Source organism: Timonella senegalensis JC301 (assembly GCF_000312125.1).
Lineage (GTDB): Bacteria > Actinomycetota > Actinomycetes > Actinomycetales > Cellulomonadaceae > Timonella > Timonella senegalensis.
In genome coordinates, this window is sequence record NZ_HE978643.1 from 579,728 (window position 1) to 597,152 (window position 17,425).

Here is a 17,425-nt window from a genome sequence, read left to right on the forward strand (position 1 = left end):
GATTACCTATGTGAGGGTGGAGTGCGATGGCGTTACGAAGCAGTCGATGGGATGAGAAGCACCTTGCCCGTGGTCTTGCGCCCCTCAACCGCGTGGTGCGCCTCGCCGGCCTGCTCGAGCGGGTATGTCGCTCCCACGGACACGGTAAGCGTGCCCTGGGTAATCCACGTATGCAGGTCATTCATCCGGGACTCAAGTTCACGCCGGGTCAGCACGAAGTGCGCAAGCGTGGGGCGTGTGACGGTGAGCGAGCCGTGCGCGTTGAGCTGTTGCAGATCGAACGGGGGAACCTGACCGGATGAGCCGCCGAAGAGGACAAGGGTGCCGCGGATCCGTAGGCTCGCGAGCGAGGCGTCGAAGGTTGTCTTGCCCACCCCGTCGTAGACCACATCGACTCCGTCGCCCCGACCATCGCCAACGTGGTGCTCGGTGTGGCTGCGCAACTCTCTCGCTGCAGCGCGTACCTCTGGCGGGAGCTGCGTGGTGATGTCTTCCATCTCGGAGTACAGAATCGCCCGGGACGCCCCGGCAGCGAGCGAGAGCTCGGCCTTGTCCCGAGTGGACACTGTGGTAATCACCCTGGCGCCCAGCGCGACCGCGATCTGGGTGAGCAGGAGGCCGACGCCGCCTGCACCGGCATGGATGAGGGCGATGTCGCCTGGCGAGATTCGGAAGCTGGAGGTTGCGAGGTAGTGCGCGGTCAGGCCCTGAAGCCGCACGGCCGCTGCGGTCGTAAGGTCTACTCCCGCTGGGACGAGGACGGCGTTTGAGGCGGGCACGATCGCATGGGTTGCGTATGATCCGGGAGCGGCGTCCCACGAAATCTGGTCTCCCGCAGTGAATCCGGATGTTTCCTCGCCCACCGCAAGGACAGTTCCTGAACCCTCGCTGCCAAGTACGTGAGGGTAGGGCACCTTGTACACACCTGCACGGCGGTACATGTCGATGAAGTTCACGCCCGCCGCAGCGACCCGCACGAGGAGTTCTCCCGGGCCCGGTGTGGGTGGATCAAAGCGCTCGACCTGCACGGTCGTGTAATCGCCCGGGGCGTTGACGACGATTCTTGCTGCTGACGTGTCCTTGGTCATAGTCCTACCGTATGCTCATTGGAGGGCCGATGAAAGCGCTGAGGCATGCGCGAGTTCTGTCCCGAAGAATGACCGTGTCTCGATGTGAGACACGACTGTATTTTTTTACAGTGCGGTGTATTGTTATGCACATGGTAGTCAAAGTTGCAGTCGCGGGAGCGAGTGGATATGCGGGTGGAGAAACCCTGCGTATCCTCGCCGATCATCCTGGCGTAGAGATAGGCGCCCTCACGGCGCACAGCAGTGCAGGTACGTTGCTTTCGGAGCACCAGCCGCATATTCGCACTCTCGCCGACCGACGCCTCGTGGCTACCACCGCTGAGAATCTCGCAGGCCATGACGTTGTCATCCTCGCCCTGCCCCACGGAGCAAGCGGCCAGATCGCTGCACAACTTCCGGCCGAAACCCTCGTAATCGATCTCGGAGCGGACCACAGGCTCGAGGACGCCGGGGACTGGGAAGAGTATTACGGAAGCCCCCACGCCGGAACGTGGACGTACGGCATGCCCGAGTTAATCGTCGAAAAGGGAAACAGTGCTGCAAAGCAGCGCGCCAATCTGGCGGCCGCAACCCGGATTGCCGTCCCGGGCTGCAATGTCACCGCCGTGACCCTCGGGCTCGCTCCGGGCATCAGCGCGGGTCTCGCGAGCGCGGTGGACATCGTCTCAATGCTGGCTGTGGGCTACTCGGGCGCGGGTAAGGCGCTCAAGCCGCACCTGCTCGCCGCGGAGGCTCTCGGCAACGCGCAGCCCTACGCTGTGGGCGGCACCCACCGGCATATCCCAGAGATTGGCCAGAACCTACGCCACGCCGGAGCGGATGACTTCTCAATCTCCTTCACTCCCGTCCTGGTTCCAATGTCCCGCGGGATTCTCGCAACCATCACGGCCAAGCTTGCCCCCGGAGCGCCCGTGCCCACCACGGAACAGCTGCACCAGGTGTGGAGCGCCGCATACGAGGGCGAACAGTTCGTCCACGTGCTCCCGCAGGGCGTGTGGCCTACCACCGCCAGCGTGGTCGGCGCGAACACGGCTCTCATCCAGGTTGCATGGGACGCCAAGGCGCAGCGCATCGTGGCGGTCGCGGCAATCGACAACCTCGTTAAGGGAACGGCTGGAGCGGCCATCCAATCCATGAACATTGCGCTCGGGCTCGAGGAGAACCTCGGGCTGAGCGTGCAGGGAGTAGCACCATGAGCGTCACCACACCAGCAGGATTCCGGGCGGCAGGCGTCGTCGCGGGGATCAAGTCCTCGGGAAACAAGGACGTCGCCCTCGTCATCAATGACGGCCCACTCGACGTTGCGGCAGCAGTCCTCACGTCCAATCGCGTGCATGCCGCTCCTGTGGCGTGGTCGCGCCAGGCAATCTCGGACGGCCGCGCGCGTGCAGTCATCCTGAACTCCGGTGGCGCAAACGCGTGTACCGGCGCGCAGGGTTTTGCCGACACACACAAAACGGCGGAGTACGTGGCCGAGAAGCTCGAATTCTCCGCCCAAGACGTCATCGTGTGCTCGACAGGCCTGATCGGCGAGTTGCTCCCCATGGACAAGCTCCTCGCGGGAGTCGATGCGACCGTGGAGGGCCTGTCAGTGGACGGCGGCGTGGCCGCGGCCGAGGCGATCATGACCACGGACACCGTGGCGAAGACCGCAACATTTGAGGGCGACGGTTGGTCGATCGGTGGAATGGCCAAGGGCGCAGGCATGCTCGCGCCGGGCCTCGCCACGATGCTGTGCGTCATCACCACGGACGCAGTCATCGACTCAGCCACCGCAGACCAAGCGCTGCGTGCGGCAACCCGCGTCACCTTTGACCGCGTGGACTCGGACGGGTGCATGTCCACGAATGACACCGTCACGCTGCTCGCCTCGGGCGCTTCAGAGGTCGCCGTGCCTGCGCAGGAGTTCACGGATGCCCTGACCCAGGTCTGCGCGAGCCTGGCCCGCCAGCTCGTGGCGGACGCCGAAGGTGCCACGCACGACATTGCGGTGACCGTGGTCAACGCGACGAGCGAGGACGCGGCAGTGGCCGTCGCCCGTGCCGTGACCCGATCGAACCTCTTCAAGGCTGCCGTGTTTGGCAACGACCCCAACTGGGGGCGCGTGCTCTCCGCAGTGGGAACTGTGCCAGAGGATGTTGCACCCTTCGACGCCGACCAACTCGACGTCTCCATCAACGGCGTGCAGATCTGCCGTGCCGGGGGAGTCGGGGCGGACCGCAAGCTCGTGGATCTGGCTTCCGCTCGCGAGGTGACGGTGGACATCGACCTGCACGCTGGAACCGAGACCGCGACCATCTGGACGAACGACCTGACCCACGACTACGTCCACGAGAACAGCGCGTACTCATCATGACCTCAACTCAACCCGCACAGAACCAAGTCCAATCCGAGCAGCACGACATGCTCGCCGAGCTCACGCCGATCCACAAGGCTGAGGTCCTTCTCGAGGCCCTCCCATGGCTCCAAAAGTTCAAGGGTGCTCTCGTGGTGGTCAAGTATGGCGGAAACGCCATGATTGATGAGGAACTCAAGGCTGCGTTCGCGCAGGACATGGTGTTCCTGCGCCACGTCGGACTGCGCCCCGTTGTGGTCCACGGCGGTGGCCCGCAGATCTCCTCCATGCTGGCCCGGCTTGGAATTGAAAGCGAGTTCCGCGGTGGATTCCGCGTGACCACCCCCGAGGCCATGGACGTTGTGCGCATGGTGCTGACCGGCAAGGTGTCGCGCGAGCTCGTGGGACTGCTCAACGCCCACGGCCCCTACGCCGTGGGGCTGTCCGGAGAGGACGGCGGGCTCTTCTAGGCGCAGCGCCGCACGGCAACCGTCAACGGAGAGTCTGTGGACGTCGGGCTCGTCGGCGACGTGGTCAAGGTCAACCCTCAGGCGGTGTCCGACCTGCTCGACTCTGGCCGAATTCCCGTGGTCTCCACAGTGGCCCCGGACATCGACGACCCCACAACCGTGCTCAACATCAATGCAGACACCGCCGCCTCGGCGCTCGCAGTCGCTCTCGGCGCTCGCAAGCTCATCGTGCTGACGGATGTCGAGGGCCTGTACACGAACTGGCCAGACAAGGGATCGCTCGTTTCCCAGATCGAGGCTTCTCAGCTCGCGAAGCTTCTGCCCTCGCTCGAATCCGGGATGGTCCCCAAGATGGAGGCCTGCCTGCGGGCGGTAGAGGGCGGCATCAGCGAGGCTCACGTGATTGACGGCCGCGTCGCCCACTCGGTTCTCATGGAGGTTTTCACCTCCAAGGGAATCGGAACCATGGTCGTCCCAACGGCCACGGTCCATGGCGACTCCTCTCCATCAGACGTTGCGCCAACCGCTCTACACACCGACGCTGGCACCAAGGACGCACAATGACCGAGCACACACCACCAACCCCAACCGACCCAAACGCAGCGGCGCTGGCCGGGGCGAACTCCGACCTCGCGGCAACCTCGTCCCAGTCCTGGACCGACCGCTACTCGCACTCCGTCATGGACACGTTTGGCACGCCGCAGCGCGTGCTCGTACGCGGCGAAGGCGTGTACGTGTGGGACGCAGATGGGAAGCGTTACCTGGACCTGCTCGCGGGGATTGCAGTGAATGCACTGGGTCATGCTCACCCAACCCTGACCGCCGCGATTAGCGCGCAGTTGGGGACGCTCGGACATGTGTCGAACTTCTTTGGCAGCCCCACCCAGATCGCGCTCGCGGAAACGCTTCTCAATCTGGCCGGAGCGCCGGAGGGATCCAGGGTCTTCTTTGCCAACTCAGGTACCGAGGCCAACGAAGCGCTGTTCAAGATGGCGCGCCGTACGGGCCGCCGCCGCATTCTCGCGCTCGAGGGTGCGTTCCACGGCCGGACCATGGGCGCCCTTGCGCTTACGCACAAGGCCGCCTATCGCGAGCCGTTCGAGCCGCTCCCCGCGGGCGTCGAATGGCTCCCATTCGGGGACCTCGAGGCACTCGAGCAGGCATTCGCCACCAACGGCGAGGACGTTGCAGCACTCTTCATCGAGCCGCTCCAGGGCGAGGCTGGAGTGCGCCCGCTTCCCGTTGGATACCTGACCCGAGCACGCGAACTCACCCGGGAACACGGAGCTCTTCTCGCGCTAGACGAGGTGCAAACCGGCGTGGGAAGGACAGGTGCTTGGTTCGCACACCAGGTGCCAACCATCGGTGAGGGTGTGGTCCCGGATGTCATGTCCCTGGCTAAGGGGCTCGGCGGGGGCATCCCCATCGGTGCGGTCGTGGCCTTCGGAACCCACGCCGCGACCCTGCTTGGCCGCGGCCAGCACGGCACGACGTTCGGCGGAAACCCCGTAGCGGCGGCAGCCGCCCTCACCACCCTCACCGTGATTGACCGGGACGAGGTCCTGGACAACGTCAACGCAGTAGGGGAGCAGCTCCGCACGGACATCGCGGAACTGCACCACCCACTCATCGCGGGCGTGCGTGGTCAGGGCCTACTGATCGCGATCCAGCTCACTGGGGAACACTCGTCGAAAATCGCGGCCAGGGCACTGGACGCCGGATTCATCGTCAACGCCGTGAATCCTCAGGCAATCCGGTTGGCTCCACCTCTGATCATCACGAGCGCCCAGCTCGAACCGTTTGTTGAATTTTTGTCCAGCCTGCCGCGCACCGCGGACGAACTCTAGAGGAGACCTAGTTGACCCGCCATTTCTTGCGAGACGATGATCTGTCTCCGGCAGAACAGAAGGAAGTCCTCGAACTCGGTCTCGAGTTCGCGGCAAACAGGTTCGCGCGCCGCACGTTCGAAGGCCCCCAGGCAGTCGCGATCATCTTTGACAAGCCATCGACTCGCACCCGCGTGTCCTTCTCTACCGGTGTTGCCGAGATGGGCGGCTACCCGCTCGTCATCGATGCCGCCGGCTCCCAGCTAGGGCGCGGCGAGCCCATCGAGGACACAGCACGTGTTCTGACCCGTCAGGCTTCCACCATTGTGTGGCGGACGTTCGGGCAGGAAAACGTGGAAAAGATGGCCGCCTACGCGACCGTCCCCGTGATCAACTCCCTGACCGACGAGTTCCACCCCTGCCAGATCCTTGCGGACCTCCTGACCGTGGCACAGCACAAGGGCGGTGTGGACAAGCTCGCCGGGCTGACGCTCACCTACGTTGGGGACGGCGCGAACAACATGGCGCATTCGTACCTGCTCGGCGGCGCCACCGCCGGCATGCACGTGCGCATCGGCGCACCAGAAGGGTTCCTTCCCGACCCGCAGGTGGTCAAGGACGCGTCCGAGATCGCGACTGCCACAGGCGGCTCGGTCCTAGTAACCACTGACCCAGCCGAGGCGCTGCGTGGCTCCGATGTCATCACAACGGACACCTGGGTCTCCATGGGGGATGAGTCGTCTGCTGAGGAGCGTTCGCTCCCATTTGTCCCATTCCAGGTCAACGCCGAGGCCATGGCGATCACCGCCGAGGGCTCGATCTTCCTGCACTGCCTGCCCGCCTACCGTGGCAAGGAAGTTACAGCAGATGTCATTGACGGCCCGCAGTCTGCCGTATGGGATGAGGCGGAAAACCGCCTGCACGCACAGAAGGCCCTGATGGCCTGGTTGGTGGAAAACTCATGAGCGCTCCAGCGCCCGGATCCGTTCCGGCAACAAAGGCCGCGCGCCACGCGCGCATCGTTTCGATCCTCGGGTCGCAGTCGGTCCACTCCCAGGCGGAGTTGGCCAAGGCGCTCGCGGAGGACGGGCTCTACGTCACGCAGGCCACGCTGTCGCGTGACCTGATTGAACTGCGTGCCGAGAAGACTCGCGACGATTTTGGTGGGCTCGTCTACACGGTTGCGCAGGATGGTGCGGACCAGACGCGAAAGGCTCGAGAGTCCGAGGTCTCCATTACTCGCCTCGCTCGTCTGCTCGCGGAGATGCTCATCTCCGCCGAGAGCTCGCACAACTTTGCCGTGCTGCGTACCCCACCTGGGGCCGCACAGTACTTGGCTTCCATGATTGACACCGCTGGGGTCCAGGGTGTCATGGGAACGATCGCGGGAGACGACACCGTACTGGTGATCGCCCGCGAATCCTCGAGCGGAAAAGAACTGGCCGAACGCTTCGTCACCATGGCGAGCGAAGGCCTCACGGACTAAAACACAACTGTCGCCGCGATGATGAGAAGATCAACGCGGAAACGTACGTAAGAAAGAGAAGTAGGGTCATGACAGAACGCGTAGTACTCGCATATTCCGGTGGTTTGGATACCTCAGTTGCTATCGGTTGGATCGGTGAGGCAACCGGTGCAGAGGTCATCGCGGTTGCCGTTGACGTAGGACAGGGCGGCGAAGACCTCGAGGTCATCCGCCAGCGTGCGCTCGACTGCGGTGCGGTGGAGGCTTACATCGCCGACGCCCGCGAGGAGTTCGCAACGGAGTACTGCATGCCAGCACTCCAGGCAAACGGTCTGTACCTTGACCGCTACCCGCTGGTTTCCGCGCTGTCGCGCCCAACCATCGTCAAGCACCTCGTGCGCGCTGCTCGCCAGTTTGGCGCGACCACTGTTGCGCACGGCTGCACAGGTAAGGGCAACGACCAGGTCCGCTTTGAGGTGGGTATCACCTCGCTTGCACCAGACCTCAAGTGCCTCGCACCAGTTCGTGACCTCGCGCTCACTCGTGAGAAGGCAATCGCCTACGCGGAGAAGCACAACCTGCCTATTGAGACCACCAAGCACAACCCATTCTCGATTGACCAGAACGTGTGGGGACGCGCAGTGGAGACGGGCTTCCTCGAGGACATCTGGAATGGCCCAACCAAGGACGTCTACAACTACACCGACGATCCTGCCTTCCCGCCGGTTGCTGACGAGGTTGTCATCACGTTCAACGCCGGTGTCCCAGTAGCAATCGACGGCGTTGCCGTAACCCCGCTTCAAGCGATCCAGGAGATGAACCGCCGGGCCGGCGCCCAGGGCATCGGCCGCATCGACATCGTCGAGGACCGCCTCGTTGGCATCAAGTCCCGCGAGATCTACGAGGCGCCTGGCGCAATCGCGCTCATTGCCGCGCACCAGGAACTCGAAAACGTGACCCTTGAGCGCGAGCAGGCCCGCTTCAAGCGCCAGGTCGAGCAGCGCTGGACAGAGCTCGTATACGACGGCATGTGGTTCTCGCCGCTCAAGCGCTCACTCGACACCTTTATTACTGACACCCAGCGCTACGTTACCGGCGACATCCGCATGACCCTGCACGGTGGTCGCGCAACTGTTACCGGACGCAAGTCCGAGTCGTCGCTGTACGACTTCAACCTCGCCACCTACGATGAGGGCGACTCCTTCGACCAGAGCCAGGCGCGCGGCTTCATCGAGATCTACGGCCTGCAGGCCAAGCTCTCGGCTGCCCGTGACGTGAAGTTCGGCAACGGCGTGGACCTGTCCGGATTCACCCTGAACACGGAGAAGTGATTATTCATGACTGACCGCGAAGTTTCCCCTTCGCAGCCAGATGACGCTCAGGCGGCCGAGGCTCAGTCCTCGGCCGCCGTCGGCGCATCTAGCGCACGTGTCTCCCTGTGGGGCGGACGGTTCGCTGGAGGCCCCGCGGACGCGCTGGCTGCACTGTCCAAGTCCACACACTTTGACTGGCGCCTCGCCGGGCAGGACATCGCGGGGTCAAAGGCCCACGCGCGCGTCCTGCACAAGGCGCACCTGCTCACGGACGAGGAACTCGAGGGCATGGAAGCCGCTCTCGAGCAGCTCCTTGCAGACGTAGAGTCCGGCGCCTTCGTGGCAGCCGAGGACGACGAGGATGTCCACACCGCACTGGAGCGTGGACTGATCGAGCGCGCGGGCGCAGAACTGGGCGGCAAACTCCGCGCAGGACGCTCACGTAACGACCAGATCGCCACTCTTGTGCGAATGTACCTGCGTGAGCAGGCCAAGGAGATCGGCTCGCTCGTCCTTGACGTAGCAGATGCACTCATCGCCCAGGCCTCAGCCCACCCGAATGCGCCGATGCCCGGTCGCACGCACCTGCAGCATGCCCAGCCTGTTCTGCTTGCGCACCACCTGCTCGCGCACACCTGGCCGCTCCTTCGGGATGTCGACCGGTTCATCGACTGGGACGTGCGCGCCGCCAAGTCGCCGTACGGATCTGGTGCGCTCGCGGGTTCGTCTCTTGGCCTAGACCCTGCGGCGGTGGCAGCGGACCTCGGGTTTGACGGCCCCGTGGAGAACTCGATCGACGGCACTGCCTCGCGTGACGTTGTGGCTGAGTTCGCTTGGGTCGCCTCGATGCTCGCGATCAACCTGTCGCGGATCTCGGAGGAGATCATCATCTGGAACACCAAGGAGTTCGGCTTTGTCCGCCTGGACGACGCATTCTCCACAGGTTCCTCGATCATGCCGCAGAAAAAGAACCCGGACATCGCCGAGCTTGCACGCGGCAAGGCCGGGCGCATCATCGGTGACCTCACTGGCCTGCTCACCACCCTTAAGGGCCTTCCTCTCGCGTACAACCGTGACCTACAGGAGGACAAGGAGCCCGTGTTCGACCAGATCGACACGCTCTCAGTTCTGCTCCCCGCATTCGCGGGGATGGTAGCGACCATGACGTTCGATACCGAGCGTATGGCGTCACTTGCGCCGCAGGGCTTCTCCCTGGCCACGGACATCGCCGAGTGGCTCGTCCGTGAGGGGGTCCCGTTCCGGGTAGCCCACGAGGTCGCCGGTTCCTGTGTTCGTGTCTGCGAGGAGCGCGGCATCGAGCTGTGGGACCTGACAGACGGCGATATGGCCGAGATCTCGGAACACCTGACGCCGGGGGTCCGCTCGGTCCTCTCAGTCGAGGGTTCGCTTGCTTCCCGCAATGCTGTGGGTGGAACCGCGCCCGAGCGTGTCGCAGAGCAGCTCGCGGAAGCACAGGTGCAGGTTGCTGAGTACCGATACTGGGTCAATGGCTAACTAGGTCGCTCGATTCCCACGGCGCCAGGTAGGAGGCTTTGCCCCTACCTGGCGCCGTTTGTCTCTGCGAGAAACCCTCTGGTTGGCGAGCCCAAGTGTCGAGGATGGTACGGGCGAAATGTAGTCTGCGCCACACCGGGTGTGTGGGAGAAGTCCCCACCACTCTGTCGCGTTGAAATGCCTAACAGGAGAGTAGTTTCTCCCTATGACCCAACAAGGTGAGCGCTTCGAGCGCCCGCCCGCACGCAGGCGGGCACAGGCATACCGCAAATTCCTTGCGGCAACTACTACATCCACCCTCGTCCTAGGCTGCGCAGCCACGGGCGTACTGTTCACGGCACTCCCTTCACAGGCGAAGGGCGACAAGCTCGTGGTAGAGGGTTCCGAAACCACCACAGACACCGCGACGCTCCTCGCGCCGGTTGATGGCAAGTCCGCGCAGTCATCAGCCAAGAAGTCCACATCCAAGGGCAAGGATCGGACGTCCGAGCTCGCAGTCCAAGACCCCAACGAGCAGGTCGTGACAATCGTCCAGCTCGATGACACGCTAAGCGCCGCGCAACGGGACAGTGTCACTGATGCGATCATTGCGGATATCAAAGCGTCCGCAAAGGCAAAGGGGCTGAGCACCAAGGCGATTAAGGTAGTCCAGACCTACGAGAACGCATTCCACGGCGTCGCCATCGAGATGCCGCGGTTCGGCCAGGAGATCGCCGCCGAGTCCAGCGGGGTTGCAACCTCGTTTGTGGAACAGCGCTACGAGATCCCCACGACCATCCCTACCACCCCGCTCGACACCGAGGGGTACGAGCTCAAGAACGAGTCCTCGCTCGTCATGACGGGGGTCGAGCAGTCGCTGGAAAAGGGCGACGGCATGCTCATCTCCATCATCGACACGGGGCTTGAAACCACACATGAGGGCTTCGTTGACACTCTCGACACTTCCAAGATCCGGTACACCGAAGCTCAGATCGATGCCCTGCGCGCGCAGTTGGGGCAGGGGGCGAGTGGAACGTTCGTTAACAACAAGGTTCCGTTTGCGTACGACTACGCGGACAACGACAACAACGTGAACCCCACCGAGGGCGCTGACCTCGACCACGGAACCCACGTGGCGGGCATCGCAGCCGCCAATGGTGGCGAGACTATCCGCGGAGCCGCTCCAAACGCGCAGGTCATGGTCCAAAAGGTCTTCAGCGACACCGACGAGTTCGCCGCGGACTCATGGATTCTGGCAGCGCTCGATGACGCCATGAAGATCAAGCCCGACGTCATCAACATGTCACTCGGATCATCCGCAGGCTTCACTGACTCGAGCCAGTCGCTCTACGGATCGATCTTTGAACAGCTCCGCCAAGCTGGAGTTGTCCTGTCCGTTTCAGCAGGAAACTCCCAACAGGCAGCGGTGAACAACACGAGCGGCAAGAACCTGCCATACGTGACCGACCCGGACTACGGAATTGTGGGGTCACCATCGACCTACAGCCCGAACCTCTCGATCGCCTCGATCAACAACGCACTCGCTCGGCCCTACCTGCTTGGCGGTAACGGGGACAAGGCCTATTTCAAGGCCATCACCTCGGCAGACAACTCCATCCCTGCGTTCACGGAGCTCCAAGAAGGCGATCACGCGTATGTGGTCGCTGGACTTGGCAAGCCGACGGATATTGCAGAGGCCATGTCCACGGTTCCGGCCGACCAGCGCGCCAACACAATCCTGATCATCAACCGCGGTGAGCTGTCCTTCCAGGACAAGGTGAACAACGCGGCAACGTTCGGTCCGGCCGCGGTGCTCATCGCGGACAATGTCGAGTCCAACGAGTTCCTGAACCCTGCGATCGACTACGCGACCATGCCGGTTGCAGTCATCACCAAGGCAATGGGGGCGGCGCTCGCCGCGGCGACTACGAAGACCCTGAGCGTGTCGTCCACCTACGTGGATGCACCGGACCAGAACTTCCGCGCCTCGGCATTCTCGTCTATGGGAGTAACACCTGAACTGCAGCTTAAGCCAGACGTTGCAGCGCCGGGCGGAAACATCTACTCGGCCGTCCCAGGCGGGTACGACTGGATGTCGGGTACTTCCATGGCCGCACCACAGGTGGCCGGAATCCTGGGAACGTCAAGGAGCACATCCTGAACAACCCGGACGTCTACGGAAACCTCAGCTCTGTGCAGGCCGGTGACCTCGCACAGACTCTCATTGTGAACACGGCGACCCCGCTGGTGAACCCGGACTCGGCCGGCAAGACCTACTACACCCCGCGCAAGCAGGGTGCAGGCCTGACCTCCGTGCCCGGCGCGCAACGCACTATGGTATCGCTCGCGGTCAAGGGTGCGGCAGACCCAACGCGGCCCACTGCATCGCTGGGAGAGTCAAAGCGGGGGTCCTACTCCTTCAAGTTCGTAGCCAAGAACTTTGGCAAGGAGTCCCAGACGTACAAGCTTGACGCGACGGCGCTGTCCGACACGATCAGCGGCGGCCTATTCCTTGAAGAGTCGACCGACTACACCGGAAAGGGAATCTCCGTCTCCTTTGACGGCAAGAACGTCCGCAAGGGTGTCCTGACCATTCCGGCAGGCAAGAGCGCAACCGTGACCGTATCCATCAAGACGGACAAGCGGTTCGCGAACGCGGTGAAGCAAGCCGTCAACGGAACCTACATCGATGGGTTTGTTCGTCTCGTATCGGAAGACGCGCCAACCCTTGGAATCCCATTCCTAGGGTTCTACGGTGACTGGTCCAAGGCGCCCGTCTTCGACGCAAACCTTGCATCCGAACAGGAGCACATCTCCGGAACGTTCCTGTACAACACCACGTTTGGCACGATCCTTGGCGTCAACCCACTTGACCCGAACGGCATCAACAACGCGTTCGGTAACCCCGCGGAGACCATCAAGACGGACAGGTACGTTGTGTCCGCGGCCGAGGCTGGGGGAGAGCCGAGCCAGTTCATGACCTACACGGGCATGGTGCGTAACGCAGAGTCACTCAAGTACTCGCTCGAATCCGCTCGCGGTGGCAAGTCTGTGGCCAGCCACACCTACCTCCGGGTTCCTAAGAGCTACTACTTCTCCAACGCAGGATTCATCACGTCCGCCGAGGACAACTTCGAGTCAATGCCACTATTTAGCGCGTACGACTCAAAGGGCAACGCGCTCAAGGCCGGACAGTACCGACTCGTGCAGACCGCGAAGACATCTGGGCCAGGCGCAACGACCCACTCGCAATCGTTCCCAATTTCCGTTGACCTGACGGCACCTGCGCTCGCGGGCGCCACGGTCACTGGGACGGGTGCGGACCGTGCGCTGACGCTCGCGATCAAGGATGACACCTTCCTTGCGGGACTCTCATTCCACGAGGACGCAACCGTTGGTTCGTTTGCAAGCACTCTGACCACGGACGCAAAGTACACCAAGGCCAAGGGGTCGAACGTCTACACAATCAGCGTCCCCGTTAGCGCACTCACTGCCGCATGGCAGCGTGTGAATGGGGCTGACAGCCAGCTGCCAGGACAGATCACCATGTTCGCGTGGGACTACGGCGTGAACCGCACGGTTCCGCTGACAGTCAACACGGGCCAGTTGATCAACCCGTAGTGCCTCTCCGTATCGCGGAATAGAAAGGGGCCATGCGCACACGCGCATGGCCCCTTCTCTTGTGCACCTCGAGCCCCCCAACAGAAGCCCCCAGAGTTGATGCGTACCCTGGGGGCCATCCTGTTGGGGACTGGAGAGCGGCTAGTCGACCGTAATCAGTCCCGAGGTTGCGTCGGCGTCGGATGGTGAATCGCCGAAGCCGTAGTCCATTTCATGTGGGTGGATGACCTTTTCGGTCCCATCCTCTGTGTAGAAGGTGACCGTGACTGGAGCGAAGTTCTCTGTGATGAGCTTGGGGTTCTCGCCTGCCTTGACGGCCCACCGATTCATCATGAAGTAGAAGCCGTCGTTGATCTCGCCGCGGGTGATTGAGCCGTTGGGGAACTCAGCAACGTAGTGCTTGTACTTGGGGTCAATCCGAGCAAATGAGGTGTACTCGCCGAATAGGCTGCCATCAGAGCCGTGTCTGATTCCTATTGATGCCATCGGGGCTTTGGAGAAGGACAGGTCCGGCTCTGCATCTTTCGCAGTCCAGACGGTCGAACTGATGACCACTGCCGTATCCGAGTAGACGAGGCACGCGCCGTAGTTTCCATCCTCAAACTCGTACCAGATGGCGCTCTGGTCACCCCTGTACTCGGCGAACCTCAACTCCGCAGGATGTGGGGGTAGCTCGTTTCCCGCGTCGTCAAAGCGGAATGTGTTTGCAGCGCAGACTTCCTTGAAGACTTCAGCGCGTGCGGAGTCAAGAGGCTTTCCTTCGGCCCAAGCTGGTGCTGGTGTGAGGTACTCCGATGCGGCGAACCCGCCGACTGCCAGGACGCTCACAGAGGCTGCGATTCCGATAGCGCTGAGGAGTGTGCGGCGCAAGCTACGTGGCGCCACTGGCTTGGTAAGCGGGATGACTGTGGATTCGACTTCGGCGGACGTTTCCGCCAGTTCTGGCGTGCTGACAACGAGTTCGTCGACAGACTGTAGGAGTTGCGCCACGTGCTCGTCGCTGAGCGTGGCGGCCGGTGCGTGGCTCCGGATGGTGTCCTCGGTCTGCTGATCGGTTTTCATGGTTTGGTCTCCGAGACAAAGGTGTGGTTCTGCGGGGATTGGGTTGCGGAGATGGTGTCCTCAGCACGTTCGAGCAGCTCTTTGAAGCGCCCTCGTGCCCGGGTGAGCCGGGTGCGTAGTGCACCCTCGGCTATACCGAGCGCTTCGGCGGCGTTGGGGCAGCTGAGTTCATCCCAGTACACGAGTGCGAGGACTTCTTGGTCGGGGCCGTTGAGCATGTTCCACGCCTCCGTAAACATTGGGTCGTGTTCGGGAAGGAGTGCTTCTGGGCCACTCACCTCGTTGACCTCGTTAATGCTCCTGTCGTTTGCCCACATCAAGACCTTGCGGTCCGATCGTGCGGTGAACCTCACGACGTTCTGGCAGACGTGTGCGACAGTCACAAGGAGCCAGGCGCGGGCACGCTCAAACTCGAACTCGTGTGCGGACTTCTGCCAGGCGATTGCAAACACCTGCGAGGTGACGTCGTCCGCGTCGTGCACGCCAACGCGCCGGCTCGCGGACGCATGTACCGCGTGTACGTGCAGGCGAAAGAACTCCGCATACTTCGTTGAGGACGATGGCTTGTCGTCAGTCGGTGTCATTGCTTGCATACCTATCCCTGTCCCACATTGAGGACATTGTTACAGTGGCGGTGCACCGATAGCAGCCTCAAACGCACTACAAAGGGATCATGGCGACCACCGAACCCATTTTGTCTCAGCTCTTAGAGCGCCTGCACGCATGGCCACTACCAGCGGGCGGCCCCCGGATCGTCTGCATCGACGGACCCGCCGGCTCCGGAAAGACCACGCTTGCTGCCCAGTTGGCCGCGCCGCTTGGCGCGCCCACAGTCCACATGGACGACCTGTATGACGGGTGGACGGGCGTGGAAAAGGGTGCCGACATCCTCGTCGCGGACATCTTGACCCCGCTTGCAGCGGGAAAACCCGCTCATTATCGACGATATGACTGGGTTCTCGGCGAATACGCCGAGCGCCATCACGTTGAGGATGTGGGTTGGCTGGTAGTCGAGGGGTGCGCGAGCGCAACCACAATCGTCGATAATTTTGGGCCGTTCATCATCTGGGTGGAAACGGACTCCCACACGCGCCTTGCGCGTGGGTTGGAGCGAGACGGTCAGGACATGGAAGAGAACTGGCGAGCATTCATGGAGCTCGAGATGGTCCTCTACGAACATAACCGGACACGCGAACGCGCACACGTGAGGCTGGACGGGTACGGGCAGATTGTGTCCGAGCGTGATTAGCAGGCCGCAAAATGTGAGCCAGTTCTGAGATCACAGGCAAACGAGTTCACGTTTGTGCGGGCGACAAGGCAAACTAGTAGGCGGCGCGCTTTTCACCGAAGGCGCCACGCAATCCCATCTGGGTGTCATATTTTTCTAGGAGACACGGTGAGCAACGTTCTTGACGAACTGCAATGGCGCGGACTGGTAAGCCAGACCACTGACATTGAGGCGCTGCGTGAGGCGCTCGAGAACGGGCCGATCTCGTACTATTGCGGGTTTGACCCAACAGCGCCGTCGCTGCACCACGGTCACCTCGTACAGCTCGTATTACTTCGCCACCTCCAGCTCGCGGGGCACAAGCCGATCGCACTCGTTGGAGGGGCCACGGGACTTATTGGTGACCCACGTATGTCGGGCGAGCGCGTGCTCAACTCGAAGGACGTTGTGGCGCAGTGGGTCGAGCGCCTGCGTGAGCAGATCTCGCGTTTCCTCTCCTTTGAGGGAGAAAATGCGGCCACGATGGTCAACAACCTCGACTGGCACGGCGAACTCACCGCACTGGACTTCCTGCGCGAGGTGGGCAAGCACTACCGCCTGGGCACGATGCTGGCCAAGGACACGGTGGCGCGCCGACTGAACTCTGAGGAAGGTATCTCGTTCACTGAGTTCAGCTACCAGATCCTGCAGGGCATGGACTTCCTTGAGCTCAATCGCCGTTACGGCACGACTTTGCAGACCGGTGGAAATGACCAGTGGGGCAATCTGCTCTCGGGTGTCGAACTCATCCGTAAGTCCGACCAGAAGTCCGTCCTAGCAATGACCACACCGCTCATTACCAAGGCTGACGGCACCAAGTTTGGAAAGACCGAGGGCGGTGCAGTCTGGCTTGACCCAGAGATGATGTCGCCGTACTCGTTCTACCAGTTCTGGCTCAATGCAGCCGACGCGGACGTAATCGGCTGGCTGAAGACGTTCACGTTCCGCACGCGTGAGGAGATCGAGGCGCTTGAGGCCTCGATGAATGAGAACCCTCACCTGCGCGAGGCACAGCGTGCGCTAGCGGGCGACGTAACCACTTTGGTTCACGGCGAACGCGCAACGGAACAGGCTATTGCGGCTGCTGCCGCACTGTTTGGGAAGGGCGAGTTCGGGGGACTGGACGCATCAACCCTTGCTGGCGTGACTGCGGAGCTGAAGAAGGCCCAGGTTTCGGTTGGCTCGTCCGTGGTGGATGCACTCATCGAGGCTGGCCTCGAGTCGGGCAAGGGCGCGGCCCGTCGTGCTATCGCCTCGGGTGGCGTGTATGTCAACAACGAGAAGGTTGTTGATGAGGACGCAGTGTTTACTGAGGACCAGGTTCTCGCCGGAAAGTGGATCATGATCCGCCGTGGCAAGAAGAACTGGGCGGCGGGACAGATTGCTTAGGCCCTAGTGGCCTGCATGTAAAACGGGTGGGCACATCAAGGATGCGTCCACCCGTTTTACGTCTGCGCAGATGGATGCGCTTAACGTGTGGTCAC

The 17,425-nt window shown here is 62.4% G+C and carries 14 protein-coding genes and 1 pseudogene; 12 read left to right on the top strand and 3 right to left on the bottom strand.

What is annotated here, in order from left to right:
- Positions 1-32: 32 nt before the first annotated feature.
- Positions 33-1,088, bottom strand: coding sequence for a quinone oxidoreductase family protein (locus HGSM_RS10550; protein WP_019148728.1), 1,056 nt, complete (start codon positions 1,086-1,088; stop codon positions 33-35).
- Between the two features lie 125 nt (positions 1,089-1,213).
- Here HGSM_RS10550 and argC point away from each other — a divergent pair, with 125 nt between their 5' ends.
- The 10 genes and pseudogenes from argC (at position 1,214) to HGSM_RS10600 (ending at position 13,612) form a co-directional block, all read left to right on the top strand.
- The gene (gene argC / locus HGSM_RS10555; RefSeq protein ID WP_040594947.1) at positions 1,214-2,284 is read left to right on the top strand and encodes an N-acetyl-gamma-glutamyl-phosphate reductase; all 1,071 of its coding nucleotides are present in this window, start codon (positions 1,214-1,216) and stop codon (positions 2,282-2,284) included.
- Positions 2,281-3,444 carry a bifunctional glutamate N-acetyltransferase/amino-acid acetyltransferase ArgJ gene (gene argJ / locus HGSM_RS10560; protein WP_019148730.1) on the top strand — a complete coding sequence of 388 codons (1,164 nt, stop codon included), beginning with the start codon at positions 2,281-2,283 and terminating at the stop codon, positions 3,442-3,444. Before argC ends, argJ begins: the two co-directional genes overlap by 4 nt.
- A 47-nt stretch (positions 3,445-3,491) precedes the next feature.
- Positions 3,492-4,457 (top strand): annotated as a pseudogene (gene argB, locus HGSM_RS10565) (acetylglutamate kinase).
- Positions 4,454-5,740: an acetylornithine transaminase gene (locus HGSM_RS10570; protein ID WP_019148733.1), complete on the top strand. Its 1,287-nt coding sequence runs from the start codon at positions 4,454-4,456 to the stop codon at positions 5,738-5,740. Before argB ends, HGSM_RS10570 begins: the two are co-directional and overlap by 4 nt.
- A gap of 11 nt (positions 5,741-5,751) precedes the next feature.
- The gene (gene argF, locus HGSM_RS10575) at positions 5,752-6,684 is read left to right on the top strand and encodes an ornithine carbamoyltransferase (RefSeq protein ID WP_040594948.1); all 933 of its coding nucleotides are present in this window, start codon (positions 5,752-5,754) and stop codon (positions 6,682-6,684) included.
- Positions 6,681-7,205 carry an arginine repressor gene (locus HGSM_RS10580; RefSeq protein WP_019148735.1) on the top strand — a complete coding sequence of 175 codons (525 nt, stop codon included), beginning with the start codon at positions 6,681-6,683 and terminating at the stop codon, positions 7,203-7,205. Before argF ends, HGSM_RS10580 begins: the two co-directional genes overlap by 4 nt.
- A 68-nt stretch (positions 7,206-7,273) precedes the next feature.
- Positions 7,274-8,515: an argininosuccinate synthase gene (locus tag HGSM_RS10585; protein WP_019148736.1), complete on the top strand. Its 1,242-nt coding sequence runs from the start codon at positions 7,274-7,276 to the stop codon at positions 8,513-8,515.
- 6 nt (positions 8,516-8,521) lie between these two features.
- Positions 8,522-10,012 carry an argininosuccinate lyase gene (argH, locus tag HGSM_RS10590; protein ID WP_019148737.1) on the top strand — a complete coding sequence of 497 codons (1,491 nt, stop codon included), beginning with the start codon at positions 8,522-8,524 and terminating at the stop codon, positions 10,010-10,012.
- Between the two features lie 205 nt (positions 10,013-10,217).
- Positions 10,218-12,152 carry a S8 family serine peptidase gene (locus HGSM_RS10595; protein ID WP_019148738.1) on the top strand — a complete coding sequence of 645 codons (1,935 nt, stop codon included), beginning with the start codon at positions 10,218-10,220 and terminating at the stop codon, positions 12,150-12,152.
- Positions 12,153-12,217: 65 nt separating this feature from the next.
- On the top strand, positions 12,218-13,612 hold the full coding sequence (locus HGSM_RS10600; RefSeq protein ID WP_154646315.1) for an Fn3-like domain-containing protein: 1,395 nt from the start codon (positions 12,218-12,220) through the stop codon (positions 13,610-13,612).
- A 141-nt stretch (positions 13,613-13,753) separates the two neighbouring features.
- Here HGSM_RS10600 and HGSM_RS10605 read toward each other — a convergent pair whose 3' ends face one another.
- Entirely contained in the window at positions 13,754-14,674 is a 921-nt protein-coding gene (locus tag HGSM_RS10605; protein WP_019148740.1) for a hypothetical protein, read from the bottom strand.
- Positions 14,671-15,258 (bottom strand): RNA polymerase sigma factor, encoded by a 588-nt coding sequence (locus HGSM_RS10610; RefSeq protein WP_019148741.1) that lies wholly within the window; start codon positions 15,256-15,258, stop codon positions 14,671-14,673. Before HGSM_RS10610 ends, HGSM_RS10605 begins: the two co-directional genes overlap by 4 nt.
- Positions 15,259-15,347: 89 nt before the next feature.
- Between HGSM_RS10610 and HGSM_RS10615 the strand changes: the two genes are divergently transcribed.
- Positions 15,348-15,923, top strand: coding sequence for a uridine kinase family protein (locus tag HGSM_RS10615; RefSeq protein ID WP_019148742.1), 576 nt, complete (start codon positions 15,348-15,350; stop codon positions 15,921-15,923).
- Positions 15,924-16,070: 147 nt separating this feature from the next.
- Positions 16,071-17,330, top strand: a complete 1,260-nt coding sequence (gene tyrS / locus HGSM_RS10620) for a tyrosine--tRNA ligase (RefSeq protein WP_019148743.1) — start codon at positions 16,071-16,073, stop codon at positions 17,328-17,330.
- Positions 17,331-17,425: the final 95 nt, after the last annotated feature.

What these genes read in the sequence shown, in the direction of transcription:
- HGSM_RS10550 (WP_019148728.1), bottom strand. Translation starts at nt 1,088, where the DNA reads ATGACCAAGGACACGTCAGCAGCAAGAATCGTCGTCAACGCCCCGGGC.
- HGSM_RS10615 (WP_019148742.1), top strand. Translation starts at nt 15,348, where the DNA reads ATGGCGACCACCGAACCCATTTTGTCTCAGCTCTTAGAGCGCCTGCAC.
- HGSM_RS10580 (WP_019148735.1), top strand. Translation starts at nt 6,681, where the DNA reads ATGAGCGCTCCAGCGCCCGGATCCGTTCCGGCAACAAAGGCCGCGCGC.
- HGSM_RS10595 (WP_019148738.1), top strand. Translation starts at nt 10,218, where the DNA reads ATGACCCAACAAGGTGAGCGCTTCGAGCGCCCGCCCGCACGCAGGCGG.
- HGSM_RS10585 (WP_019148736.1), top strand. Translation starts at nt 7,274, where the DNA reads ATGACAGAACGCGTAGTACTCGCATATTCCGGTGGTTTGGATACCTCA.
- HGSM_RS10605 (WP_019148740.1), bottom strand. Translation starts at nt 14,674, where the DNA reads ATGAAAACCGATCAGCAGACCGAGGACACCATCCGGAGCCACGCACCG.
- argJ (WP_019148730.1), top strand. Translation starts at nt 2,281, where the DNA reads ATGAGCGTCACCACACCAGCAGGATTCCGGGCGGCAGGCGTCGTCGCG.
- HGSM_RS10610 (WP_019148741.1), bottom strand. Translation starts at nt 15,258, where the DNA reads ATGACACCGACTGACGACAAGCCATCGTCCTCAACGAAGTATGCGGAG.
- HGSM_RS10570 (WP_019148733.1), top strand. Translation starts at nt 4,454, where the DNA reads ATGACCGAGCACACACCACCAACCCCAACCGACCCAAACGCAGCGGCG.
- argC (WP_040594947.1), top strand. Translation starts at nt 1,214, where the DNA reads ATGCACATGGTAGTCAAAGTTGCAGTCGCGGGAGCGAGTGGATATGCG.
- argH (WP_019148737.1), top strand. Translation starts at nt 8,522, where the DNA reads ATGACTGACCGCGAAGTTTCCCCTTCGCAGCCAGATGACGCTCAGGCG.